The following is a 24,418-nucleotide window of genomic DNA, read 5'->3' on the forward strand; positions in this document are numbered from 1 at the left end:
AAAGTAATATTACTTTTGTATCGAAACTTGAACTCTCTTATAACGATCGCTGCAAACTGGTAATCATAGACAGCACAGAAGTAAGTCAGCGACCTCTATAGGCAAACCTTGTATTAATTAAATTGTATTAGTTCCGACTAGATCTGACACTTCAATTTGAAAAGAAGAGAGTTACCCACTTTGATTAAAGGTGCTTAATCACTAATCAAAGACAAAAAGAGGTAACTCTCATGCTTCATACTAGCAATCCAATTATCAAACACAAAGCGGGCCTTCTCAATCTTGCAGAAGAACTCGGTAATGTATCTAGAGCCTGTAAGGTTATGGGGGTATCAAGAGATACTTTCTACCGTTATCAAGAGTTGGTTGAGACGGGGGGTATTGATGCTCTGATTAACCGTAGCCGAAGAGCACCGAATTTGAAGAACCGTGTTGATAGTGAAACTGAGCAAGCCGTTATCAAATACGCCATCGACTTCCCAGCTCATGGACAAGTTAGAACGAGTAATGAATTACGTAAATTGGGAGTGTTTATCTCTCCAAGTGGCGTACGCTCAATCTGGCTTCGCAATGACCTAGAGAACTTCAAGAAACGTCTTATCGCACTGGAGAAACAGGTCGCAGAGAACGGTATTATCCTAACAGACGAGCAAGTTGCGGCTCTTGAGCGTAAGAAGCACGATGATGAGGCTTGTGGTGAGATAGAAACAGCGCATCCAGGTTATCTCGGCTCTCAAGACACATTCTATGTTGGCAACTTGAAAGGTGTTGGTCGCATCTATCAACAAACCTTCGTTGATACCTACAGTAAAGTCGCCTTTGCCAAGCTCTACACAACGAAAACACCAATCACCGCAGCGGATATATTGAATGATAAGGTTCTACCGTTCTTTGAGGCGCATGAACTGCCAATGCTGCGAATCTTGACTGACCGAGGCACTGAATACTGTGGTCGTGTTGAGCAGCACGATTACCAGCTCTACCTAGCCATTAATGATATCGACCACACGAAAACTAAAGCGATGTCACCACAAACAAATGGTATCTGCGAGCGCTTCCACAAGACCATATTGAATGAGTTCTACCAAGTGACATTCAGAAAGAAACTGTATGGTTCTATCGAAGAGTTGCAGAAAGATCTGGACGAATGGATGGACTACTACAACAATCACCGTACTCATCAAGGAAAAATGTGCTGTGGCAGAACGCCGATAGAAACATTAGAGGATGGGAAATCAATCTGGGCTGAAAAGAATCTAGCCCAGATATAATCTGACAGGCACCAAGTCGAAAAGTGGGTAACTGTCAGATCAGGTCTGAATTAGTACAATTAAATAGTAGCGATTCGAGATCAAAAACTTCCTTCACTTCAGGATCCTGAAATATTACTTTCTGCTTCTGTCCATTTTCATCATAGAGCGTCACTTTTGCGAGTTTACCATCACGATATTGGAACTGCTTCCCCACTATTAGGCCACTCACATAGTGCTCTACTTTCGTTAATGCACCACTACCATTGGGATCCATGTGGTAACGAATTCCATGTAATTGACCTTCATCATTATAGTTACTACGGCCAATTTCATATCCACTCTTAGTTGTTGAAACCCACAAACCTACTCGATTACCTTGCCGATATTCCCCTTTAGATACGTAATTATTACTGTACCCCGTGGTCTCTAGCTCTAACCATGCTCCATTTTTGACACCCAGTTTATATATACCCGATTCAAGCAGTGTTCGATCATCATCATACCGCTCATATAACCCATCTAACTGTCCGTGATGATAAGTTGCATGACTGATGACTGTACCATTCGAAGCCAGCTCTCGTTCTTCTCCGTGCTTCTTACCATATTCATCATAGATAACTGTGCGTTCACTATTGGGAGCTCTATAAAGCCAAGGTCCAATCTTTTCGCCCATAAAATATTGTCCCTGTTCCAAGGTACTTCCATCTTGAGCCTTACTTAGATACCTTCCATGCTGTAAACCATCGACATAGTAGCCAGTATTCGAAATTCGGTACTCAGAACGGTCGATCTTCTCATGCCAGATATGCTCCCCATATAACTTCCCATTACGAGTTTCTTTGCGAGCAATTAGCGTACCTTGGGGATCAAACTCTTCTTCGATTACTTGCCCTGCAAGAGTGTTTTCTCCCGTAAATATGCGTTCGTGCTGTATAAGTTGCTCATCTTGGTAGCGCCTCTTATCTTCAGTAACCCCTCTATCCGTATAACTCCATATCTGTTCGACTCTTTGAGCATTGTGATCATAAAAATAATTTCTTTCCATTCGGCGACCGTTTTCATCATAGCGTTCACGCTCTTTCAGTCTGCCGTCTGAATAGAATAATTCTCGATTTCCTATAAGGGTATCCTGTGAATAGAACTTGCTCTCTGCAAGCGTCCCGTCGGCGAAATAGCGTGTTTGTTGACCATGCTTTTTACCAGATTGGTAATGCTCCACTAAAACCAGAATGGCACTTTCTTCACCCCAGATTTTTTGTGGCCCATGTAATTGACCATCTTCATAGCTTCTTTGCTCAGATAGCACACCTTGTTGGGAATAAAACTTTTGTAAACCATGAAGCTTTCCGTTTCGATATTCGCTTTCTGTGGAAAGCCCGCCTTTACTATAAAAACTTAGTTCTGGGCCATGTTTCACACCATTTATAAAATATGCGATAGAGCATATTTTCTCAGGAGCATTCTCAAAATAACCAACGACCTTGCCATTCCCCTGTCCATTCTCATCAAGAGAACCTTTCGACTGAATATCCCCATTTTTAAAATAGTAATAGTGGTCACCTATTAGATTTGCCTCCGGATGAAAAATGGAATCTTGTGTAATCTTCGTTTTAAAACGCAGTTGATCATTTTCCTTGTAGTAAATCTCCGCGATCCAAGCCTTACCATCTCTCTCTAAGGGAACTTCAATATAAAATGAAGCCGTTTCTTTACTTGTTTCCTTCCATTGTTCATCAAGCCAGACAACCTTGCTGTAGGCAAAAGGACTAAAACTAAGAGCAATAATAATTAGAGTTATTAAACGCATAGCTTATTGCTCCGAAGGGAAAGCAGGGAAAGAGTGCTGCCACTGCCGCTGGTACTGAAATGGTTGCAGAGAAGTCAATTTTCCTGAAGTAACAACACCTGATACCACAAGGTATCCCTCATCGCTTAAAATACTGCTCAGTAACTCCTGACGAAATGGATTTACCCTATATCTATCTGGCGCACCACTGTTACTGAAGCTTTCAAAACCTGTAAGCTCCTTCTGAGCATTTAACACAACTAAAGAATTTTGGTCACGATTGTAGAACTTGAAACGTTGTACAAACGTTTCAATCGTCATAGAGAGAACATCGACGTTGGGGTCCAACTCATTTAAAGAATCAACGTTAATCAACCAAGGTTTGTTAGATACGGTTTGAGGAGTGAAATACGTTTCTTCTGGTCGAGAGTTGCAAATCAGTTCTGTAGTTACTTCTTTGTTATAGAAATTTCGGCGTATACCATCTTCTGTTGACAAGAAAAATTCGGATCTTTGACTGCCGTTGCGAAGCCACAAGACTGAATGATTATTAACTGAAAACCCTTTTGCGACCCTTAACTCACAGCTTTGTTGCCAGTCTTGAGGAAGGGTAAACTTTAACCCATATATATCCGACACGACTGGGAAGGCAGATTCAATAGAGAATGGCTCTTCGCTCTTAGGTAGTTCATTGGCATCGTTGATGGTTTCCACAAATGATGGATTGTTTGTATCTTCAAGATAAGAAAAATAATCCACAAATTGGACTAGCTGCGTGATGCTCTTGGTTGGGTCGGTATAGTCAATATAAAACTGTACGTTGTTGGGTTTCTGAGAAAATATCACTTCGAAGATAGAATAATCATGATTCCAATCTTCACTGAAATCTAAAGAGTCAAACTGTTCATTTGTACTAATTCAGACCTGATCTGACAGTTACCCACTTTTCGACTTGGTGCCTGTCAGATTATATCTGGGCTAGATTCTTTTCAGCCCAGATTGATTTCCCATCCTCTAATGTTTCTATCGGCGTTCTGCCACAGCACATTTTTCCTTGATGAGTACGGTGATTGTTGTAGTAGTCCATCCATTCGTCCAGATCTTTCTGCAACTCTTCGATAGAACCATACAGTTTCTTTCTGAATGTCACTTGGTAGAACTCATTCAATATGGTCTTGTGGAAGCGCTCGCAGATACCATTTGTTTGTGGTGACATCGCTTTAGTTTTCGTGTGGTCGATATCATTAATGGCTAGGTAGAGCTGGTAATCGTGCTGCTCAACACGACCACAGTATTCAGTGCCTCGGTCAGTCAAGATTCGCAGCATTGGCAGTTCATGCGCCTCAAAGAACGGTAGAACCTTATCATTCAATATATCCGCTGCGGTGATTGGTGTTTTCGTTGTGTAGAGCTTGGCAAAGGCGACTTTACTGTAGGTATCAACGAAGGTTTGTTGATAGATGCGACCAACACCTTTCAAGTTGCCAACATAGAATGTGTCTTGAGAGCCGAGATAACCTGGATGCGCTGTTTCTATCTCACCACAAGCCTCATCATCGTGCTTCTTACGCTCAAGAGCCGCAACTTGCTCGTCTGTTAGGATAATACCGTTCTCTGCGACCTGTTTCTCCAGTGCGATAAGACGTTTCTTGAAGTTCTCTAGGTCATTGCGAAGCCAGATTGAGCGTACGCCACTTGGAGAGATAAACACTCCCAATTTACGTAATTCATTACTCGTTCTAACTTGTCCATGAGCTGGGAAGTCGATGGCGTATTTGATAACGGCTTGCTCAGTTTCACTATCAACACGGTTCTTCAAATTCGGTGCTCTTCGGCTACGGTTAATCAGAGCATCAATACCCCCCGTCTCAACCAACTCTTGATAACGGTAGAAAGTATCTCTTGATACCCCCATAACCTTACAGGCTCTAGATACATTACCGAGTTCTTCTGCAAGATTGAGAAGGCCCGCTTTGTGTTTGATAATTGGATTGCTAGTATGAAGCATGAGAGTTACCTCTTTTTGTCTTTGATTAGTGATTAAGCACCTTTAATCAAAGTGGGTAACTCTCTTCTTTTCAAATTGAAGTGTCAGATCTAGTCGGAACTAATACAGTTCATTTGAGATTAATGAACGTACTCGATCTAATGAAGTCACATAAGCATTTTTCGTCGTCCCTCCAGTTTCAACAACATATGGAGCAAGCCAGCTGTCTCCGCTGTGTTTGGCGACTATCAAGTAGTGTTCAGAGGTATCTGACACAGGAAGAATCCGAACATCAATCCCCTGTACATTCAATACTCGGTTCTGACCAGAAACCCACTCCACCTCCTCTTTAACTCTTTGGTGGTGTTGAATAGATACTTCCCCTTCAAACGCATGAAAATCATCTAATTTTTTCTCTGCATCCCAACCTAAAGGCAAGGCGGGAAAATCCAGAGAAACAATTCCATCAGATTCCCAAGACTTCCACTCTCTGTAATAGCCCTCTAACCAAAACTTTTGCTTGTCTCGCTGGCCGTTTTTATCCAGCGCATAAAGTTTATCCAGACTATAACTGTAATAATTCTCACCACCTTCAACGACTGATGGGTAAACCAACCTCAACCTATCTTTATCAAAATAAAAGGCACCTTTGGTATTTCCCACCAACTTGCCCGTTGGCTCTATATCAAAAATTTCATAGTCGTAAAATTTAGGTTCCGACACCACATTCTGAGATGAGTCCTGAAAAACATCATCTGCATAAGGAATGTCCTGTAGAGATAATTCTGAAACCGCTATTTGCGCATGTGTTAAAACATAAGTTGGATTGTACAAGTCAGGCAGATGTGCAGGTTGCTTTGATATCATTGATAAGCTCCGAACCCAACCATTTTGGCGATCAATGGTGACCTTAGCCACCACACCCGTTTGTTTGTCGTCAGAAAAAGCGTCAATGGTTGCCGTTATCACGTGTTCATCAATCAGTTCTACTTTTAATGTCGCGGGCTGTCCCCAAAAATCGTTTAGCGGTACCTGAGCCCCTACTTTCGCAGGGATGCTTTTCGCTATCATGGGTACAAACTTCATCACATCTAACTCTTGTACTCGATCTTCCTTATCAGCATCTTTCAGCTTATTCCATAGATCTTGATTGTTTGCTGAATAAATAGGGCGTTCCGTAGATGACCTATCCAATGACAAATTAAAGCCTTCTAACAGCAGCTGGCGAATATCTTTATATCGATTCGAAGTGTCATCAATCACACTATTAAAAGAACCACCTATCCCTTCGAGAGAAAAATAATCGTAACGCTGCTCAAGACTTATAGCTTCAGGACGAATCCCGTCAACCTTAAACCGAGTTTGGTTAAGTTGTTCAAATAAAACAGGATTTTCCTCTAGATCGCGGCCTTCATAGACAAGGCGCTTTGTTAACTCTATTTGATACGTTTTTTCATCGCCCAGTTTCGGTTTATATGTGACGAAATCATCTTTCACACATCCCGATAAAAAGACTAATGAACAAAAAAACACTGCGAATTTAATTCGATTGATCATCCAATGATTACCTTAATTGAGTAGCGAAACTAACCAATAATCACTCATTGACTACGTTGTTTATTATTGGCTTTGCTATACGACAACCAAAGTCCGTACCAAGAATTTTGTTTAATACTTTCAATACATTAAAATTATCGCCAAAAAAATGGCCTTCATTCGAGTAACTTTTAACCTGTTCAGGCAAAAACTTACTCGAATGAAGACCATTAAAACTGAGAAACTAAAGTGGTAGGTTAGCTTTACTTGGAACTTCTTTAAGCAACACTCGGAGCAACACGAATATCTTCGACTGAGCTATCGGCTTCTTTCTGAATTTCAGGGATGTGCCCTTCCCCAACAGCATTGAAATAACAGCCACTGAGTTTGATCGCCACGAACATATCTGCGCGTAATACTAGGCCACCGTCGCCGACGGGAATACCACTTAACTCACACCACTTACGCATACTTGGTTTGCGCCCAGCGACAACCAATCGGATACCGCGGCCTTTTAGAATTTTGTGCACATCGGCAAGCGTCGCCATAACGCTTAAATCGAAGTGAGTAAAACAAGACACCGCGTCGATAATAAAACACTTCTCTTCTGGGGCTGCCGCTTCCGAATGATCCAGCACTCGACGCTTAAAGTAAGGCGAGTTGAAGTAAGTGAGTGGAGAGTTAAAACGATAGATCGTTAAACCCGGAATCGGCGAAGCTTTGTCTGAGCTATCTAAAGCACGCACGGTTCCTTCTTTATCCAAACCCAGCAGTTCATCGGTTGGACGCATGATCACTCGCAGGAACTGCACTAAACCCAGCAACACCGCCATGGTAATTCCCGGTATCACACCAATCACCAATACGCCGACGAAAGTAATCGTTGCTAAATAAAAGGCGTCTTTATTGCGGACCCTCATTTGCCAAATCCCCGATAAATCGACCAATGATGTGGCAGCAATGATTAACACCACACCCAACGCCGCAATTGGAATATAACGTAAAGGCTCGTAAACGAAGATAGCAATAACAGCCACTAACAGCGCAGCAATAATGGAAACCATTTGGCTTTTACCGCCGTTGGCATCATTCACTGCGGTACGAGAATCAGCACCACTGATCGCAAAGCCTTGCGAGAACGCAGAAGCCAAGTTCGCCAAACCCAATGCCTGAAACTCTTTATCCGCATCGATTTCGTAACCATTCTTGGCCGCAAAGCTACGGGCGGTGAGCATCATACTCACAAAACTCACCATAGCTAAGTTCAGCGCAGGCATCACCAGTTCACGTAACGTTGTCACTTCAATATTTGGAACGTGGAGCGTTGGCAATCCGCCTTGGATAGAACCAATCACCTTGACACCCTGTTCATCAAGTTGGAAAAACCACACCAATAAACTCGCAACACAAATTGAGATCATTGCGGCAGGAGAGCTAGGCTGAAACTTCTTAAAGCCAAAATAAATCACCGCCGTCACAACACTTATTGCAACGGTCTGCCAATGCACATCGAAGATAATCCAAGGCGTATCAATCACATTCTGAAGTAAGAATTCCTCAGAATTTTTAATCCCGATAAACTTCACCAACTGACCAAAGATAATGGTCAACGCCACACCATTTAATAGACCAATCAATATTGGACGAGATAAGAAATCCGCCAGAATGCCTAACTTGAAGCGGCTGGCTAAAATACACCATCCCCCTGTCATTAACGTCATCACCGTGACCAGTTCCATATGACGAATAGGATCACCACCAGCTAATGGCGTAACAACCGCAGCAACTACCGCACAAGTTGCAGCATCAGGCCCAACGATCAATTGGCGAGATGTGCCGAACAGAGCGTAAACGATCATTGGCAGGATGCAGGAATACAAGCCCACAATAGCTGACACACCCGTTAACTGGGCATAGGCAATCGCCACCGGTAACGCAACAGCAACAACAGAGACAGCCGCGCGAACATCATCCTTTAGCCACGAACGGTCATAATTTTTGAGCTGGTGCAACCCTGGCACCCATTGCTGAATTGATGCAGATTTCAACGATTTTACCTTCCAAGACGGCTTAAGCCGGTATGTTGTTTGAAGCTGATCCCAAAAACGGGGGCGTAAGGATAACCCAACGCAAAAAATCTCTCTCGGCCTAATGCGTTACGTAAGAAAAGATAAGCAGACACTTTCAAGGCGATAAAAAAAATCTCACTTCAAAGTCAGAATATGGGAGAATAACGAGCTTCCGCACACCAGCTCAAAGTTGTAATAATGAAATTCAAAGCTGCTATTTTTGATATGGACGGACTATTGCTGAATACCGAGCAAGTCTGTTTAGAAATCTTCGAACAAGCCTGCTACGCAGTAGGCGTACCTTTCCACCGAGAGATTTACCTGTCTGTGATTGGCAAAAACGCGGCGGGAATAGAACAAACCTTACGTGAAGGTTACGGCCCTGATTTAGACTACCCAGTACTGCATCAAGAATGGCGTAAGCGCTATGACGCAGTTGTGAAGCACCAAGCTATTCCTGTCAAAGAAGGGGTTGTTGAACTTTTGCAATGGCTGAAAGAAAACAATATTCCTACCGCTGTCGCTACCTCCACTCAACGCGACGTTGCAACTGTAAAACTGCGTTTGGCTGAGCTTGATCAGTACTTCGATACCTACGCGACAGGCTGTGAAGTGAAGAACGGTAAACCAGACCCAGAGATTTATCTGCTCGCGGCTGAGCGCTTAAATATCGCCCCAGAGCATTGTCTTGCCTTTGAAGATTCGAACAACGGTGTGAAATCTGCGATGGCTGCGAACATGATCACTTATCAAATTCCTGATTTAGTTAAACCTTGTGACGATGTACTGGCACTCGGCCCATATATTCGCAACTCAATGCACGATGTATTAAGCGAATTGAAAGCGGCAAGTTAAATATTTATTGGTGGAGAACCGATAAAGCGGCTAAGCCGTTATGTTGGCATTCTCCACTCACAACTCAAGTCGATATTTAAGCATCAACACCCAAGGCTGTTGACTACTACTGAATAGGACTCTTCAAGGCTACAGGCTTCTCCATATTCAACATAACAAGCGTCTCCAGTTTCGCTATTCGAGCCTGCGGTTCCCAACAAACCAAAGCCTGCTCTGCGACGAGTACATCCCCATTCCACGCCATCTTCCCCTGCTTCGTCGCCAATATGAAGCAAGCCTCCTTCTTCCAGACCTATCATATTAAAAATGTCGATACGGCTTCCGCTCTCATTATCATATTGGTGGGATTCAAGATAACCATTATATAAATTGATTTGCCCTAGATTAGTTTCAATCAAAATATTCCCAGACAGATCTCCAACATTTTCGATAATTGCTTTTGCATGAACCATTTCATTTAACGAGTGGATTCTACCTTCGGCATCCTGCAACACTTTTGTTTTAGCAGATGAACTTAGCCCAAAGTATTTAGGAGCGGCGGTAACTGCTAATAGTCCTAGAATGACAATAACGACGATAAGTTCTATTAAGGTAAAACCACTATGTACTCTTCTTTTTACAACGTCAGCCATGTGCTTTTACTTCATAACATTAGTAAGAATGATTTAATGCTAAACGTCGTTGAAACCCATTGAATTATTAGGCTTAGTCAACGCTAGCATCGAAAGAATGACACTCTAGCATTCTTCACAATCAGGTTAATGTTAAGCCATCAAAAATGAGTTTATTTCTGATAATTCTTACAAAGATATCTATTGCTAATCTGTAACAGAGCAACGAAATGAACACTTCAGCTTTTTTATTGTCGAACTTGGAAAATTGCGTTCATAATGAGTTCAGTAGGATATCCACCAAGGAGATGTAAGGTTATGTGGAAAAAGCTATTAAGTTTACTTTTAGGCGGCGCAATGGCGTTACCAGCAGGTTCAGCTTTGGCATCACAGCGAGCTGATGCCGCATGGGAACTGATTGAGAGTGGCGCACTGGTTGTCGATGTTAGAACCCCTGAAGAGTTCGCTCAAGGTCACCTCGACAACGCGATTAATATTCCACTCAACACGGTTGAAACTGGTTTTGCAGATATCGCCAAAGATCGTTCAATTGTCGTTTACTGCCGCAGTGGAAACCGCTCGGGCATGGCGATGGAATCTCTTGTGAAACAGGGCTTCATCAATGTTCACAACGGTGGTGGCTTATCAGAAATGCAGGAAGCACAATTGAACCAAGCACCATTGAACTGATTATCCCTCTAGCAAACTGAATCACTGCACCGTCAAAGAAGGCCATAAAACCTTATCGAGAAATGGCCATTTGTGTGTGCAGTGAAAACAAAGACAAACTGAACACACCAGCAACTAAGAATTCACTTTGTGGAACTGCGTTTGCTACGCATACATTGGTGAGTAAGCTAAACCAAATGGATATGTTTGCGTTTTCAGTTTTCCGTTCTGTTCTAACTAAATACTTCCCCGAAACGAGTCAATGTTGCAGTTAGCTCAAAATGGTATGAACATTATCGGATTAAAATATTCATCTGAAATAGAAGAGTAGATGTTCTAGCACTTAAAAGCTTGGAGGCTGGATATCAATTCCTAGCAGGAAACACAGCAATAGGACTACGACTAATCCTTTCTTCGAGGTAGGTACCAGTTGACCTATTTTTTGTAATGCGACAAAGTATATGAAACTGATAATCCGTAGTAGTTATAAACACAATAAGTTATTTTTCAGGTGCATTTCGATTGTCAGATAATGAGACCTGTATGTATCATTCTGCATGAATAAATCATTGAACAGCGACGGTTTTGATGTAGTCACTTGGTGTTAGTCCAAATTTGCCTTTAAAGCGTTGGCTAAATCGTCCTTCGGATTGATAGCCACATGAAAGAGCCAGCATTGCGACGTTATTGTGACCTTTTTGCATTAAGTTTAATGCATGATTTAATCGGACTTCTGCTAGCACTTCTCTATATTGCGTGTCTTCTTTCTTAAGTTTTCTAATCATTGTTGAACGGCTTATAGCAAAGTGCTGCGCAACCGAGTCTAAAGAGTGCTCCTCACTTGGATTTTTCGCCAGATAGCGGCTTAATTTCTGACTAAATTTAGTATTGTTATCAGTAAACAGACAATGTAATACGCCACGTTCTGCCAGCTGTTGATAAAGCCCCTGTACCCAATAATATTGGGTCTCCTGACTCATACTTTGTTGGTTGAATGAGAAAAGTGCGTTAAGGGTAACTTGTAATGCGTCACTAACTTCTAGTATGGGAGTCTGTTCTGTACCACCGTTACTTTTACTTAGTTGTACTAATTCAGACCTGATCTGACAGTTACCCACTTTTCGACTTGGTGCCTGTCAGATTATATCTGGGCTAGATTCTTTTCAGCCCAGATTGATTTCCCATCCTCTAATGTTTCTATCGGCGTTCTGCCACAGCACATTTTTCCTTGATGAGTACGGTGATTGTTGTAGTAGTCCATCCATTCGTCCAGATCTTTCTGCAACTCTTCGATAGAACCATACAGTTTCTTTCTGAATGTCACTTGGTAGAACTCATTCAATATGGTCTTGTGGAAGCGCTCGCAGATACCATTTGTTTGTGGTGACATCGCTTTAGTTTTCGTGTGGTCGATATCATTAATGGCTAGGTAGAGCTGGTAATCGTGCTGCTCAACACGACCACAGTATTCAGTGCCTCGGTCAGTCAAGATTCGCAGCATTGGCAGTTCATGCGCCTCAAAGAACGGTAGAACCTTATCATTCAATATATCCGCTGCGGTGATTGGTGTTTTCGTTGTGTAGAGCTTGGCAAAGGCGACTTTACTGTAGGTATCAACGAAGGTTTGTTGATAGATGCGACCAACACCTTTCAAGTTGCCAACATAGAATGTGTCTTGAGAGCCGAGATAACCTGGATGCGCTGTTTCTATCTCACCACAAGCCTCATCATCGTGCTTCTTACGCTCAAGAGCCGCAACTTGCTCGTCTGTTAGGATAATACCGTTCTCTGCGACCTGTTTCTCCAGTGCGATAAGACGTTTCTTGAAGTTCTCTAGGTCATTGCGAAGCCAGATTGAGCGTACGCCACTTGGAGAGATAAACACTCCCAATTTACGTAATTCATTACTCGTTCTAACTTGTCCATGAGCTGGGAAGTCGATGGCGTATTTGATAACGGCTTGCTCAGTTTCACTATCAACACGGTTCTTCAAATTCGGTGCTCTTCGGCTACGGTTAATCAGAGCATCAATACCCCCCGTCTCAACCAACTCTTGATAACGGTAGAAAGTATCTCTTGATACCCCCATAACCTTACAGGCTCTAGATACATTACCGAGTTCTTCTGCAAGATTGAGAAGGCCCGCTTTGTGTTTGATAATTGGATTGCTAGTATGAAGCATGAGAGTTACCTCTTTTTGTCTTTGATTAGTGATTAAGCACCTTTAATCAAAGTGGGTAACTCTCTTCTTTTCAAATTGAAGTGTCAGATCTAGTCGGAACTAATACAACTTAGTTCAATTATTGAGTCATTCGGTAAGCCATAGAAACTGAACACTCTGGAACGAAAATTTCCCTTTTGTGGTAGGTTCTCAAAACTCAATGACTCGGAAGCCTCGCATAACAACAATTCAGAATGGGAAACATCTATAGTAGATTCCCTCCAAAATAGACGTTTACTGCCAGTCATAATTTGAATAATGCTTGGGGAATGAAGCCGTACGTTCCTGAGCTTTTGAAGTTGCTCTGCTCGGAATATCGTAACTTGATATTGTTGGTTCATCATTCCCCTCATTGTTATCTTGGTTTAACGTGTATAAGTAGCGGTTAACTTGGCTTTGTCTAAAGCGATACTGTTCAACGTAAAGCCGACCACAGCCGCTGGAGTGTTTTCGTTAAGTTCTAGTTTTTCTGTAGGCAATGCCCACACAGTAAATTGGTAACGGTGCATACCATGCCCTTGAGGAGGACAGGCACCACCAAAGCCAGCGGTACCATAATCTATACGAGACTCGATGCCACCCAGATGTTTAATGTTTACGCCTCGTGGTAGTTCGTTGACTGAAGTTGGAATGTTGAATGCGACCCAGTGCCAAAATCCGCTGCCTGTGGGTGCATCGGGGTCATAAACTGTGATTGCAAAGCTCTTAGTACCTGATGGAGCGTCTTTCCAGGTTAGTTGAGGTGACTGGTTATTACCGCTACAACCCCAGCTATTATATTCAAAGGTCTTAGCCATAGGATAACCTTCTTGAATATCACTACTATTTAATTCAAAGGCTTGAGCTGAGCCCAAAGTTGTCAAACTTAGTGCCAATATAGACGTACTGATTACTTTCATTGAAGTGTTCCTTTTCTTGAGTTCGGGGCTAATTATATGCCTCTTACCAAGAGTCGGTTGTTCAATAAGTATCACGAGAAGCTTGGAATGATAATTTATTGACACTTATCGTTTCCAGTAAATAGTTTATAAGAATGCTCGTTTGATAGATATTGCAGCACTACATAGTACAAGGGTGTCCAGTAATGAATCAGTGCGTTCTGTCCTGACTCGTCTCTGCCCCTTTTCAATTTGGCATTGTTTCTCGTATCACTTTTCATGCTTCGTCATTGCCTAAATTTTTGTAATGCTATAAACCTAGAATATGCCACCGATTTAGTACGAGAACTGTATGCAAGAAAAAGAGAAAATCGCATTGTTTATAGATGCGGATAATGCACCCGCCCCCAAAATAGATAAGGTCCTATCAGAGTTAGCGCGATACGGTGTAGTTAATATAAGGAAAGCATACGGAAACTGGACGAATCCCACTCTAAAGTCTTGGCAAGAAGTTCTCCACGAATTTGCAATTCAGCCCATTCAGCAATTTGATCTTACAAAAGGAAAAAACGCAACAGATATGGCATTAGTCATAGACGTGATGGACATACTGTATACCAAAGATATTGATGTTATATGCTTAGTTTCGTCTGATTGTGATTTTACTCCATTAGTTACAAGAGCACTTGCGGATGGAAAATTTGTGATCGGTTTTGGTGAGCGTAAAGCCGCTTTACCATTTGTAAATAGTTGTTCACGTTTCTTATATCTAGACGATGAAAAGGAAGAACAACCAGTACAGAAACAAACTAGAAGTATCAAAGGCGATACGCGCCTAATTAATCTCTTAAGACAAGCCATAGAAGCTGTGGGAGACGATGACGGGTGGGCGATGCTTGGGCCTATAGGTACGCATATATCTAATCACGCTTCATTTGATCAAAGAAACTACGGATTTAAAAAGCTAAGTGACCTTTTTCAAGCAATAGACCTTTTTGAAATGAAAAAGACGAATGGTTCTGTGCTGTGGGTTCGAGACAAAAAGAAGACAAAGACATTGGCAAATAAGGTGAATTAATCTTAAGAAGTATTTGCCTCTTTATCATTTCTAGCCCAAGGTGAACATTGCTTATTTGCGTGAGTCTGACTTACTAAAAATAATCCCAAAAGTAGTAGTGTAATCCAATGTATTAGAGAGTCTGTACTCGTTTATAGGTTTGCAGTGCGGTATTTTCTTGGTGTCTGATTAAACAGCTTTTTAAAAGCCTGTACATAGGATGAATCAGATGCATACCCCAACTCCATTGCAATTTCCTGTATGCTCATTTTCGAGCTTAATAATGGCAGAGATAAAACCAGCCTTATATTTTGTCGCCACAGAGAAAATGATTGAGAGAACTCTTTCGCACATAATCTGGATAATGTGCGCTCAGATGCTCCGACTTTTTTTGCCCATTCTTTTAACGTAAACGGTAAGTCAGGTTGCTGTTTAAGCTGTAGAAAAATAGATAAAAGGCGTTTGTCCGTTGGGATGAGAAGTGGTATTTCATAACTGTTTGCTGCCTCGATTTGATCTCGTAAGACCGTTAACAAATGTGCCAAATTGTATTCCGACTGTAAGAGCGTATCGCTTTCAAACAAAAACAGTATCAACTCTTTGAGGAAGGCGCTTACCTGACAGGATTTAGGCTCCCTTCCATACTGAACATGTTTGTTAGGGTTGAGGTAAATCGCTAAAAATTGTGTGTCGGTAATTGCAACAGATTTATGAATGGTATTGGCGGGGATAAAGAGCATACCATTGTGAGGGACTATTCCACTTTTATCACTAATATCTGATTGTAACAACCCTTGACGTGGAAAGATTATTTGGTGCCATGGATGTGAATGGAAATCATCAATATAACCAGAGGTCATGGTAGTTGTTTTGGTTATAAATTGTTTATCCGGAAAATCTCTGATTAAGTCGTTAGCTTGCATAATTGGCGGCTTATATATATTAATTGTCAGTTATTATAAATTACGCCACTTGGATTTGGTATAACATCGTAGGCCAATCTTTAGAAGAAGCAAAAAGGTAAAAGGCCAAAAGATGCGTATTCACTTTATCATCCATGAAAATTTTGAAGCTCCGGGCGCTTATGAGTCCTGGGCTAAAGCTCGCGGTTACACCACGACTTATTCTCGGGTTTATGATGGTGACTCTCTTCCGGAAAAAGTAGATGATATCGATTTTCTGATTGTCATGGGTGGCCCACAAGATCCCGTAACCACTATCGAGCAATGTGCTCACTTCGATGCTAAAGGTGAACAGGCGGTAATTACAAAAGCGATTGATGCAGGAAAAGTCGTACTTGGTATTTGTTTGGGATCTCAACTCATTGGTGAAGCATTAGGTGCTCAATATGAGCATAGCCCTGAACGGGAAATCGGTAAGTTCCCTATCACGCTAACTAAAGACGGTGTTACCCATCCACTGTTTGACCATTTTGGCACCGTTCTGGAAGTGGGCCATTGGCACAACGATATGCCGGGACTGACTCCAGACGCAAAAATCATTGCGTACAGTGAAGGCTGTCCTCGACAAATCGTTGCTTATAGCGATTTAGTGTTTGGTTTTCAGTGTCATATGGAATTGACTAAAGATGTTGTAGCGTTGCTCATCGAAAATGATGATCTCAGCGAGGCCGCAAACTATCGTTTTGTTGATGAACCTGAAGTACTAATGAATCATGACTATGACGAGATGAACCAAAAGCTACACGAATTTTTGGATAAACTAGCGAAATCGTATCAAGCATAAAGTTAAGTTTCTGGTTGTTTCTGATTTTATCAGCGGCTCATTGAACCAATTTTCTGGTTTATTTGATAGATAGTTATTGAGGAAACTCATGAATATTGATTTTCAAACATACATACCAATATTGGCAATTACTGGAGCGATTACTCTCGGCGCTATGAGTCCGGGTCCCAGCTTTATTTTTGTTGCCAGACGAGCAATTTCACTTTCAAGGCGGCATGGAATTTGTACCGCATTAGGTATGGGGACGGGAGCTTTAGTTCTATCGGTTGCTGCCTTACTTGGATTACAAACGATTTTTAGCCTGATGCCGGTAAGCTATTTAATATTTAAAATTGCAGGAGGATACTACCTCCTGTTTTTGGCATTTGGAATCGTGAGATCAGATCGAGTTCCGTTACAGACTATAGATGCCACAAGATGCCAAGACATCCCCTTATTTCGTTCGTACTTATTAGGTTTAGGAATCCAACTCAGCAACCCTAAAACAGCCATCGTATTTGCCAGCGTATTTACAACATTCCTTCCACAAAACATACCTACGTATTTCTATATTGCAGTACCAATCTGCACATTTTTGAGTAATGCAGGATGGTATCTAATCGTTGCATTAGTCTTATCTGCTTCACGTCCTCGTCAAGCGTACTTAAGATTTAAAAAATTTATTGATTATTTGTCTGGGTCAGTGATAGGAGGGTTAGGGTTGAAATTAATCATCAGTCGCTAACAAATGTCACTGATGAGCACTTTGCTATACTTTAAGTAATGCATGAAATACTAATTTCAGACAAAGTTGTGCCCATAAACTATACCTCCTCAAATGCCCTCCACCCCTTACCATTTAAGGTTCTACACGCCTTTGTAAACGTGCAGAATTTTGGCGTGGAGGAAAGGTGAGTGCGAACTAGATCTACGCGCCAGAACTTAGTTCTATAGGTTAAGTGGAAACGAAAGGTTCATTTGGGGATGTGGTCGGTTCGTCGTTGAGCTCATTAAGTGGGCATCAAATAACAAACACACTTAATTTACATAAGTTTAATTCAATAACGGCATCTTAATATGCCGTTATTGTTTAGGTTTAAGCTCTATTTAAACCATTAATCTGTTCGATAAGATCTGCAAATACCGCTTTACCAACTGGTATTAACTCATCTGGGAAATCGTAATCGGGGTTATGAAGTTGTGGGCTTTTACTGCCTGAGCCGAGCACAAACATCGCGCCCTCTTTTGCAACCGCTGTAAACTGTCCGAAATCTTCCGACCAGCGCATTGGTTCCTTAAGAATATGGCAAGGTGTCTGAGTGCTTTGACACGCTTTCACCACCAGCTCGGCACCAAGTTGCGAGTTCACACTGGCCTGAAAAACATCCTGCCATTCCAGCGACCACGTCAGCCCATGTTGCTGGGCCAGTTCCTGCGCTATTTCTGTTGCGGCATGAACCAAACTCTCCATTGCTTCGTTGGTTTCGCTGCGTAGGGTCGCCATAACCACGGCATCACCCGGTGATGTACCAAAAGCAATTTCGCCAAGAGATGCATGAATAACGGTCACCCAACTTCTTTGAGTAAGGGTTTCAGGTAAGGCAGCCAAGGATTCAATAATGCTGCACATCGCCAAAGCAGGGCTGACTCCATTCTCAGGATGAGCTGCATGAGAGGTTTTCCCTTTGAGGCGAATGAGCATCCCGCGAGAAGCGCAATTAAAAGAACCGGATTTTACCGCTACATGCCCTAACTCCAGACCCGGATAATTATGCAAAGCAAAAGCGAAGTCCGGTAGATAATTGGAAAACGAAGGGTCATTCACCATATTGATAGCCCCTTCTCCCGTCTCTTCTGCTGGTTGAAAAGCGAGAATAACGCGACCAGATTTCGGTTTGTTTTCGGAGAGCATTTCACCTAATGCCGTCACAATTGCCATATGTCCATCATGACCACACTTGTGCGACACGCCCTGATGAACCGAGCGATGAGCGAAGTCATTACACTCTTCGATAGGTAATGCATCCAACTCACAACGAATTAAGGTTGTGGGCCCTTTTTTGAAACCGTTAAAGACGAAAGCAACCCCATGGCCGCCAAGAGAAGAAACCGTTTCATCCGGCTGGAAACGCTTAAACACATCTTTGACACGATGAGCGGTTTGATGCTCATGGTTTGAGAGTTCAGGATACTGGTGCAGCGTGCGTCTAAAATCACTCCACGTTGTTTGAGACATAATTCACGACCTCCTTGTCGTTCTCATTATTTATTGTGCTTTTTGAGATTCCAGCGCTTGCTTCATTGCTTCGGTTACCAGCTCGTGATCTTCCAACGAAGCCAACCCAGATGCCTTTACCGCCCCCACTAAACCAGAACCTTTGATTCGGATTGGGAATGAGCCGCCGTGAGCACAGTATTCATTCGGGTCAATGTGTGGCTGAGTTTCAAATACTCGCTTCTTCCCCTCATTGTAGAGTGACAAGTAGTAAGTACTTTTGCCATAACACAGCACTGAATTACGCTTGCGACGAATCCAATCCAGCTGATCGGCACTCGAACCCATCATGCAATATTGAAATAAGGTTTGGCCGAAACCAAACACTTCTATCGATATTGATGCGCCTTTTTTCTCGGCAAGCGTTTTAATACAGGAGCCCAACTGCCAAGCAACATCTTGGTTGAAATATTCCAACTCAAGCTGCTGTTCCTGTTCAATCAAGCTGTCTAGGGTGTAACTCATAGGTTCACCGTTAGCGTTTGACCCGTTTCGCTGCTTTCCATCGCCATCTGAATTAAGGTGATATTTTTCAGTGCTTCCGTCGCTGGTACAGGGTTTTCTGTTCCAAGACGAATAGCCGATGCAACAGCCTTAAAGTACATTTCGTAGCAGCCGTGTTCGGTTGTAATCGTGTGAGATTCATTTTCCAGATACAGTTTGCCGTACGAAGATTCCTCTTCTTTCGCCCAGCCTGATGCGTTGGGTTCCACGCCATCTTTTAGGCACTGCTCTTGCGGGTCTAATCCATATTTTTCATATTTACCCAAGGTGCCTAATACCTTGTATCGTAAGTTCGGCTCTGGGCTATACATGTTACCGTGCAGGTGAACCAGACGTTCTGGATAATGCAAAATAAGATTAAAGTAGTCGTTAGTGGTCGAACCCGGGCGCATGTTTCTGCATTGTGCATTGATGGCTTGTGGCATCCCGAACAACATAAGCGCCTGATCCAGCAAATGAGGCGCTAGATCAAACAGAATACCGCCGCCGTCAGCGGACATTTCTCTCCAGCGTTGACGAACTTCCGGACGGTAGCGATCGAAGTGAGATTCAAACAGTTTCACTTCACCAAGGCGGCCCTCGTCAATGAGTTTTTTCACTGTAAGAAGATCACCATCCCAGCGGCGATTGTGGAACACACTCAGCACAAGTCCTTTCTCTTCAGCCAGAGCAATCAGCTCTTCACCCTCTTCCACTCGAGTAACAAACGGCTTTTCAACGATAACGTGTTTGCCATTTTCCAGAGCGCGTTTTGTCAGTGAGTAATGCACATCGTTTGGCGCGGTGATGATCACCAGCTCAGCATCACTGTTATCTAGTAATTCATTCGCATTAGCAAACCACTTCGCTTGCGGCCAGTCAGCTTCCACACTCGCTTGTTGACTGGAGCTGATAGCGGATAACTCTAATTCTGGTAACGCTTTGATAAATGGAAGATGGAAGGTTTTTGCGGAAAAGCCGTAACCAATAACGGCTGTTTTTACTGGAGTGAAATTCATATCAAAGCAATCCTTTTTAGAGGCGGAATGAAACCGGTATCGTGACATAAAAATAAAGCCCTCTCTAGTGAAAAAACCAGAGAAGGCTCATTTAATAGTATGACTGACGGATTAAGCAGCGACGATGTACTTATGCTTAGTCTGCTTTTGTTTCTTGAGCGATTTAATCAAGGCATCGATATCGACTTCAATATCGAATCTGCGCTTAAGGTTGGCGAGAAACAGCGGGTCTTCACACATGGCTTTTTCCGGCTCATCACTGATCTTCGCCACAGGTCTGCCATTGCACTCTGTCAACTTAATCACGATAGAAAGCGGCTTGTAGCTCTTGCCCTGTTCATTTTGCCAACCTGCGAGATCGTTAGTCAAAAACGTACCGATACCGAAGGAAATCTGAACTCGACCTGCAAAATATTCGCACAGATCCAACGCTTCATTGAAGTTCAATCCATTGGAGAAAATGAAGATCTTCGTTTTCGGGTCAATACCAAGGCTCTCATAGTGAGCAATCATTCGGTCGCCCCACTTAAACGGGCAACCGGAATCGTGTCTAACGCCACTGTAGGCTTTGGCTAGATGCATATTGAAGTCACTGATGAAAGCATCAATCGTGAGTGTATCTGTTGGTGCAATAGCGATCTGGCCTTCAAATGCGTTTAGCCATTGCTCAAGAGCCACGCGCTGAGAATCACGCACATTCACCAATGCTTGATGCCCCATGAACCACTCGTGGGCGATAGTGCCAATCGGTTTTAAATGAAACTCACGGGCAAAATGGCAGTTACTGGTACCCAATAACAATTCTGGTATTTCTTTTTTCAGATGTGCCATCACATCTCTTTGTACCTGACCGGAGAAGCGGCGACGCGTCCCCATTTCGGTTAGTGAGAAATTGGTAATGCCGCGTTTAGCGATTTCTGCTTTCAGCAACGCTATTTTCTCGGCAAACACTTGCATTGGCAGTTCAGCAGGCACATCCGCCCAACGGCGACGGTTGCGAACTTCAGACACAATCGCCATCACTATGGTTTCGTACAAGATGGTGTCACGCCAAGAACCTTGAATGCTGATTCGCAGCTGATGTTTACCGTCCTGTTTAACCACGTCTAACTCAACCTGACGTTCAGGCTGGAAGTGGAAATAGCGTAAAGACTGAATGAACGACGGTTTCAAATGCGGGAAATGAGCGCCTAAATACGCAATATCGGCATCCGAGAATCTTAAAGAAGACAGAAGAGCAATTTCTTCACCAACTTCTTCCAGTAAGTCACTGACATCTTCATCGCTACGAACAATCAGTTCATAACGCACTTGTGCATCAGGATAATTGGAATGAATCGCCTGCATCATATTGATTTTATAGGCATCTAAATCCAATAGGCTGCGGATGATTTGAGGAGAGAATAGGCGATTGCTCATGATGCCTTCCTTCTGTTTACTGCAAGGAGTGGTTCGCGTTAGTAACATTTTGTTCCTAACTTTGCCATGAACAATAATTCAACCCTTTTAGTTTGTCAAACTTTGTTACAAACCACACAAAAAGTAGCGTTTTATAGCTCTGGAACTCGTCTGCATTGATTCATTTTAATTACAGAGACTTATTGCAATTACCTCCGTCTTTTCTCAAATTTCTAATCTAGTTTGTCACGATATGTTATTTACATTGACCCTCAATATTCACTTGCCTAGAATGGTGCTACCAAATGTCAGGATTCTTATTATGATTGTTACCATTGATATGGTTTGCCTTCGTCTCGCACCATCGGGGATTCAGACCCTACTCGTAAAACGCTCTAACCCAAACCGCCCTGACTGCGGTAAATGGGCGCTGCCGGGCGGGTTTGTTTACGACGAAGATATGACTAATCAAGGTGGTGAGCCCGCAGATGAAGATTTCAATTCTGCACACCGAAGAATCTGTCGCCAAAAGATACACACCTATCCAAATTACATCAGCGATCCTCTGGTAGATGGCAACCCTAAACGAGATCCGGAAGGCTGGAGTATCAGCATTTCTCACTATGCGCTTCTCAATCCATCCAACGTTCAGCAAATCGAGAATGCAGGAACAGACAAAAGCCGCGCAGATTGGTTTGACTTGCCACCTTTGCTTGATGAAAAAATGGAACTGGCTTTTGACCACGTCGCACAAATTCAGCACGCATGGAAAAAGCTTAGAGCGGCGGTGGAATATACCTCTGTGGTTCTGTTCCTATTGGAAAAAGAATTCCTAGTAGCAGACATTATTGATGCCTACAGCAAGTTTGGTGTTGAAGTAAACCGTATGACCATCAAGCGACGCTTGATTGATACTGGCATCATTGTCAGTGCCAACAAAATTGCAGCGTCGAGCAAAGGTAAAGGCGGCAAACCTGCAAATGTGTACAAGTTAGCGACCAACGAAGTGAGCTATTTCCAAACTTGCCTGCGTGGTTAAACCGCCCATTTTTAGTGCGCCTAAATTTTATTCACAATCTCTATTGCACCCGCAACATTGATGAGTAATATGTAAACAATCATACCGTTACGGCTTGAAGCTTTTTGTTCAAGCGTTTTGTGTATAAACAAAAATAATTCCAACAAATATCGCCACTTCCCTACATTTCATTCACTTTTTGTTTGGCGTACTTAAAACTATGAAACCCTCTGTTGCTGCTACTGGCGGCTGGTTGTTAATGCTTAGCGTATTACTTTCGCTCGTCGCTCAGATCACAGGTCTATTCAGCGGCTACTGGGCGGGAATTCCTATCTGGCTAGTCGTCATGCTGTTCGTGCCCTACGTCAAACCAACACAGAGAAAACAAATTATCCTGCTCATCGCAGTAGGCTCAATTGGCTTGCTCTACGGAGTGTTCAAAGGGCTTGATGGACGTTATCTGTTAAAAGCCTTAGATGCCAACCAAAACGTGGTGGCGATGATCGTCGGTGTTGGGTTTCTTCGTATTTTCGCAGTCAATAGCGTCAAAACAGGAGAAACGCTTCCTCAAGGCAAAAGCGCTGTGATTCGGACTCTGCTTGGCGCTCATCTATTTGGCACTGTGCTCAACATCTCTTCCGTTATGATTATCGGCGATAAGCTGGCAACACAAAGCAAACTCAGCACAACTCAAGGTTTAGTGTTACTTCGAGGCTTCGCTGCCTGTGCGTTCTGGTCACCGTTTTTTGCTTCTATGGGTTTAGCGTTGACCAGTGCTCCCGGCTCAGAACTTGGTACCTTGGTAAGCTACGGTATTCCGGTATGCGCAGTGGCATTAGCCATAAGCGGCTGGCAACTTGTTCGCCGCGCAGATGCAAACTCTGTTTCGGGCTACCCAATTTCTATCTACTCTTTGTGGATGCCCGCTTTACTTGCATCCGTTGTGATCGCCGCTCATAAGTTCTATCCGCACATTAGCGTGCTCTCTCTGGTGACTTTAACCTCTTTGTGCTTTATCGCTTTGTGGCTTCTGATTAATAAGGGCTATCACGCAATTGTCGCGGCACGTAACCATATTGAGTCTGGGATTGCCAATTCCAGCGGCGAAGTGGTTTTGTTTGCTGCCGCTGCAATGCTCGCCTCCGGAGTTGCTGCCTCTTTAGATGCAAAGAACATTCAATTAGCACCGCAACATTTTGGCCCGATTGAAGCTAGTGTGACTGTCGCCGTACTGATTGCTTTGGCGATGACAGGAATGCACCCAGTGACCAGTGTGGTACTGGCGGGCAGTGTACTTGCGCCTTCTATGGCAGACCCTAATATGCTTGGGCTGACTCTGCTGATGGGCTGGTCATTAGGCATTACCGCCTCACCTTTTTCTGGTGTCCAACTCAGTATTCAGTCTCGCTATGATATCAGTGCGAAAGCCTTGCTTAAGGCCAACTGGCGCTACATCACCATCATGTATCTGGTTTGCTGCTCTGTGCTCTGGTGGTATTCGACTCAGATATAACGCACTAAACCTTACTGTGTACGTAATAATGCGAACAAAATTTGGTCAATAGTTTTACAGTGTTA

At 43.0% G+C, this 24,418-nt stretch carries 21 protein-coding genes and 2 pseudogenes; 8 read left to right on the plus strand and 15 right to left on the minus strand.

Features of this window, described 5'->3' with window-relative positions:
- The first annotated feature begins 230 nt into the window (after window positions 1-230).
- Window positions 231-1,271 (plus strand): IS481-like element ISVvu4 family transposase, encoded by a 1,041-nt coding sequence (locus tag AAGA51_RS20365; protein WP_000903432.1) that lies wholly within the window; start codon window positions 231-233, stop codon window positions 1,269-1,271.
- A gap of 34 nt (window positions 1,272-1,305) precedes the next feature.
- Here AAGA51_RS20365 and AAGA51_RS20370 read toward each other — a convergent pair whose 3' ends face one another.
- The 5 genes from AAGA51_RS20370 to AAGA51_RS20390 all read right to left on the minus strand — a co-directional run bounded on the left by AAGA51_RS20370 (window position 1,306) and on the right by AAGA51_RS20390 (window position 8,610).
- Window positions 1,306-3,060, minus strand: coding sequence for a toxin-antitoxin system YwqK family antitoxin (locus tag AAGA51_RS20370; protein ID WP_342291579.1), 1,755 nt, complete (start codon window positions 3,058-3,060; stop codon window positions 1,306-1,308).
- Between the two features lie 3 nt (window positions 3,061-3,063).
- Entirely contained in the window at window positions 3,064-3,798 is a 735-nt protein-coding gene (locus AAGA51_RS20375) for a hypothetical protein (protein WP_342291580.1), read from the minus strand.
- 208 nt (window positions 3,799-4,006) lie between these two features.
- Window positions 4,007-5,047 (minus strand): IS481-like element ISVvu4 family transposase, encoded by a 1,041-nt coding sequence (locus AAGA51_RS20380; RefSeq protein WP_000903432.1) that lies wholly within the window; start codon window positions 5,045-5,047, stop codon window positions 4,007-4,009.
- A gap of 99 nt (window positions 5,048-5,146) precedes the next feature.
- A complete protein-coding gene (locus tag AAGA51_RS20385) occupies window positions 5,147-6,583 on the minus strand; it encodes a hypothetical protein (RefSeq protein WP_342291581.1) in 1,437 nt (478 codons plus the stop codon).
- Window positions 6,584-6,840: 257 nt separating this feature from the next.
- A complete protein-coding gene (locus AAGA51_RS20390; RefSeq protein WP_042490392.1) occupies window positions 6,841-8,610 on the minus strand; it encodes a SulP family inorganic anion transporter in 1,770 nt (589 codons plus the stop codon).
- 219 nt (window positions 8,611-8,829) lie between these two features.
- Between AAGA51_RS20390 and AAGA51_RS20395 the strand changes: the two genes are divergently transcribed.
- The gene (locus AAGA51_RS20395) at window positions 8,830-9,486 is read left to right on the plus strand and encodes an HAD family hydrolase (protein ID WP_042490394.1); all 657 of its coding nucleotides are present in this window, start codon (window positions 8,830-8,832) and stop codon (window positions 9,484-9,486) included.
- An 83-nt stretch (window positions 9,487-9,569) separates the two neighbouring features.
- Here AAGA51_RS20395 and AAGA51_RS20400 read toward each other — a convergent pair whose 3' ends face one another.
- Window positions 9,570-10,118: a prepilin-type N-terminal cleavage/methylation domain-containing protein gene (locus tag AAGA51_RS20400; RefSeq protein WP_052404652.1), complete on the minus strand. Its 549-nt coding sequence runs from the start codon at window positions 10,116-10,118 to the stop codon at window positions 9,570-9,572.
- Window positions 10,119-10,415: 297 nt separating this feature from the next.
- On the opposite strand from AAGA51_RS20400, the gene AAGA51_RS20405 reads away from it, so the two are divergent.
- Window positions 10,416-10,787: a rhodanese-like domain-containing protein gene (locus tag AAGA51_RS20405; protein ID WP_081878789.1), complete on the plus strand. Its 372-nt coding sequence runs from the start codon at window positions 10,416-10,418 to the stop codon at window positions 10,785-10,787.
- A gap of 545 nt (window positions 10,788-11,332) precedes the next feature.
- Here the strand turns inward: AAGA51_RS20405 and AAGA51_RS20410 are convergent.
- The 4 genes and pseudogenes from AAGA51_RS20410 to AAGA51_RS20425 form a co-directional block, all read right to left on the minus strand.
- Window positions 11,333-11,794: pseudogene (locus AAGA51_RS20410) on the minus strand (helix-turn-helix transcriptional regulator); the annotation flags it as partial.
- 113 nt (window positions 11,795-11,907) lie between these two features.
- The gene (locus AAGA51_RS20415; protein WP_000903432.1) at window positions 11,908-12,948 is read right to left on the minus strand and encodes an IS481-like element ISVvu4 family transposase; all 1,041 of its coding nucleotides are present in this window, start codon (window positions 12,946-12,948) and stop codon (window positions 11,908-11,910) included.
- A 107-nt stretch (window positions 12,949-13,055) separates the two neighbouring features.
- Window positions 13,056-13,328 (minus strand): annotated as a pseudogene (locus tag AAGA51_RS20420) (AraC family transcriptional regulator); the annotation flags it as partial.
- A gap of 24 nt (window positions 13,329-13,352) precedes the next feature.
- Entirely contained in the window at window positions 13,353-13,886 is a 534-nt protein-coding gene (locus AAGA51_RS20425) for a YbhB/YbcL family Raf kinase inhibitor-like protein (protein ID WP_042479198.1), read from the minus strand.
- A gap of 331 nt (window positions 13,887-14,217) precedes the next feature.
- Here AAGA51_RS20425 and AAGA51_RS20430 point away from each other — a divergent pair, with 331 nt between their 5' ends.
- Window positions 14,218-14,943 carry an NYN domain-containing protein gene (locus AAGA51_RS20430; RefSeq protein WP_042479201.1) on the plus strand — a complete coding sequence of 242 codons (726 nt, stop codon included), beginning with the start codon at window positions 14,218-14,220 and terminating at the stop codon, window positions 14,941-14,943.
- A gap of 131 nt (window positions 14,944-15,074) precedes the next feature.
- Here AAGA51_RS20430 and AAGA51_RS20435 read toward each other — a convergent pair whose 3' ends face one another.
- Window positions 15,075-15,845: a helix-turn-helix transcriptional regulator gene (locus AAGA51_RS20435; protein WP_042479203.1), complete on the minus strand. Its 771-nt coding sequence runs from the start codon at window positions 15,843-15,845 to the stop codon at window positions 15,075-15,077.
- Window positions 15,846-15,957: 112 nt separating this feature from the next.
- Between AAGA51_RS20435 and AAGA51_RS20440 the strand changes: the two genes are divergently transcribed.
- Both AAGA51_RS20440 and AAGA51_RS20445 read left to right on the plus strand, forming a co-directional pair.
- Window positions 15,958-16,668 carry a type 1 glutamine amidotransferase gene (locus AAGA51_RS20440; RefSeq protein ID WP_042479206.1) on the plus strand — a complete coding sequence of 237 codons (711 nt, stop codon included), beginning with the start codon at window positions 15,958-15,960 and terminating at the stop codon, window positions 16,666-16,668.
- Window positions 16,669-16,756: 88 nt separating this feature from the next.
- Window positions 16,757-17,392, plus strand: coding sequence for a LysE family translocator (locus tag AAGA51_RS20445; RefSeq protein ID WP_042479208.1), 636 nt, complete (start codon window positions 16,757-16,759; stop codon window positions 17,390-17,392).
- Between the two features lie 351 nt (window positions 17,393-17,743).
- On the opposite strand, the gene AAGA51_RS20450 is transcribed toward AAGA51_RS20445, so the two are convergent.
- The 4 genes from AAGA51_RS20450 to pncB form a co-directional block, all read right to left on the minus strand.
- The gene (locus AAGA51_RS20450) at window positions 17,744-18,883 is read right to left on the minus strand and encodes an amidohydrolase (RefSeq protein WP_042479211.1); all 1,140 of its coding nucleotides are present in this window, start codon (window positions 18,881-18,883) and stop codon (window positions 17,744-17,746) included.
- Window positions 18,884-18,913: 30 nt separating this feature from the next.
- Complete coding sequence (locus AAGA51_RS20455; RefSeq protein WP_042479214.1) at window positions 18,914-19,387, minus strand: heme-degrading domain-containing protein; 474 nt, start codon at window positions 19,385-19,387, stop codon at window positions 18,914-18,916.
- On the minus strand, window positions 19,384-20,424 hold the full coding sequence (locus AAGA51_RS20460) for an oxidoreductase (RefSeq protein ID WP_042479219.1): 1,041 nt from the start codon (window positions 20,422-20,424) through the stop codon (window positions 19,384-19,386). The genes AAGA51_RS20455 and AAGA51_RS20460 overlap by 4 nt, the downstream gene beginning before the upstream one ends.
- A gap of 111 nt (window positions 20,425-20,535) precedes the next feature.
- Window positions 20,536-21,843, minus strand: coding sequence for a nicotinate phosphoribosyltransferase (pncB, locus tag AAGA51_RS20465; protein WP_042479222.1), 1,308 nt, complete (start codon window positions 21,841-21,843; stop codon window positions 20,536-20,538).
- 301 nt (window positions 21,844-22,144) lie between these two features.
- Here pncB and AAGA51_RS20470 point away from each other — a divergent pair, with 301 nt between their 5' ends.
- Window positions 22,145-22,861: an NUDIX hydrolase gene (locus AAGA51_RS20470; RefSeq protein ID WP_042479225.1), complete on the plus strand. Its 717-nt coding sequence runs from the start codon at window positions 22,145-22,147 to the stop codon at window positions 22,859-22,861.
- Between the two features lie 199 nt (window positions 22,862-23,060).
- Window positions 23,061-24,353, plus strand: a complete 1,293-nt coding sequence (locus tag AAGA51_RS20475) for a hypothetical protein (RefSeq protein WP_042479227.1) — start codon at window positions 23,061-23,063, stop codon at window positions 24,351-24,353.
- Window positions 24,354-24,418: the final 65 nt, after the last annotated feature.

It is taken from the genome of Vibrio diazotrophicus (assembly GCF_038452265.1).
GTDB lineage: Bacteria > Pseudomonadota > Gammaproteobacteria > Enterobacterales > Vibrionaceae > Vibrio > Vibrio diazotrophicus.

What these genes read in the sequence shown, in the direction of transcription:
- AAGA51_RS20370 (WP_342291579.1), bottom strand. Translation starts at nt 3,060, where the DNA reads ATGCGTTTAATAACTCTAATTATTATTGCTCTTAGTTTTAGTCCTTTT.
- AAGA51_RS20430 (WP_042479201.1), top strand. Translation starts at nt 14,218, where the DNA reads ATGCAAGAAAAAGAGAAAATCGCATTGTTTATAGATGCGGATAATGCA.
- AAGA51_RS20445 (WP_042479208.1), top strand. Translation starts at nt 16,757, where the DNA reads ATGAATATTGATTTTCAAACATACATACCAATATTGGCAATTACTGGA.
- AAGA51_RS20475 (WP_042479227.1), top strand. Translation starts at nt 23,061, where the DNA reads ATGAAACCCTCTGTTGCTGCTACTGGCGGCTGGTTGTTAATGCTTAGC.
- AAGA51_RS20400 (WP_052404652.1), bottom strand. Translation starts at nt 10,118, where the DNA reads ATGGCTGACGTTGTAAAAAGAAGAGTACATAGTGGTTTTACCTTAATA.
- pncB (WP_042479222.1), bottom strand. Translation starts at nt 21,843, where the DNA reads ATGAGCAATCGCCTATTCTCTCCTCAAATCATCCGCAGCCTATTGGAT.
- AAGA51_RS20455 (WP_042479214.1), bottom strand. Translation starts at nt 19,387, where the DNA reads ATGAGTTACACCCTAGACAGCTTGATTGAACAGGAACAGCAGCTTGAG.
- AAGA51_RS20425 (WP_042479198.1), bottom strand. Translation starts at nt 13,886, where the DNA reads ATGAAAGTAATCAGTACGTCTATATTGGCACTAAGTTTGACAACTTTG.
- AAGA51_RS20380 (WP_000903432.1), bottom strand. Translation starts at nt 5,047, where the DNA reads ATGCTTCATACTAGCAATCCAATTATCAAACACAAAGCGGGCCTTCTC.
- AAGA51_RS20395 (WP_042490394.1), top strand. Translation starts at nt 8,830, where the DNA reads ATGAAATTCAAAGCTGCTATTTTTGATATGGACGGACTATTGCTGAAT.
- AAGA51_RS20440 (WP_042479206.1), top strand. Translation starts at nt 15,958, where the DNA reads ATGCGTATTCACTTTATCATCCATGAAAATTTTGAAGCTCCGGGCGCT.
- AAGA51_RS20450 (WP_042479211.1), bottom strand. Translation starts at nt 18,883, where the DNA reads ATGTCTCAAACAACGTGGAGTGATTTTAGACGCACGCTGCACCAGTAT.
- AAGA51_RS20435 (WP_042479203.1), bottom strand. Translation starts at nt 15,845, where the DNA reads ATGCAAGCTAACGACTTAATCAGAGATTTTCCGGATAAACAATTTATA.
- AAGA51_RS20470 (WP_042479225.1), top strand. Translation starts at nt 22,145, where the DNA reads ATGATTGTTACCATTGATATGGTTTGCCTTCGTCTCGCACCATCGGGG.
- AAGA51_RS20365 (WP_000903432.1), top strand. Translation starts at nt 231, where the DNA reads ATGCTTCATACTAGCAATCCAATTATCAAACACAAAGCGGGCCTTCTC.
- AAGA51_RS20415 (WP_000903432.1), bottom strand. Translation starts at nt 12,948, where the DNA reads ATGCTTCATACTAGCAATCCAATTATCAAACACAAAGCGGGCCTTCTC.
- AAGA51_RS20460 (WP_042479219.1), bottom strand. Translation starts at nt 20,424, where the DNA reads ATGAATTTCACTCCAGTAAAAACAGCCGTTATTGGTTACGGCTTTTCC.
- AAGA51_RS20385 (WP_342291581.1), bottom strand. Translation starts at nt 6,583, where the DNA reads ATGATCAATCGAATTAAATTCGCAGTGTTTTTTTGTTCATTAGTCTTT.
- AAGA51_RS20405 (WP_081878789.1), top strand. Translation starts at nt 10,416, where the DNA reads ATGTGGAAAAAGCTATTAAGTTTACTTTTAGGCGGCGCAATGGCGTTA.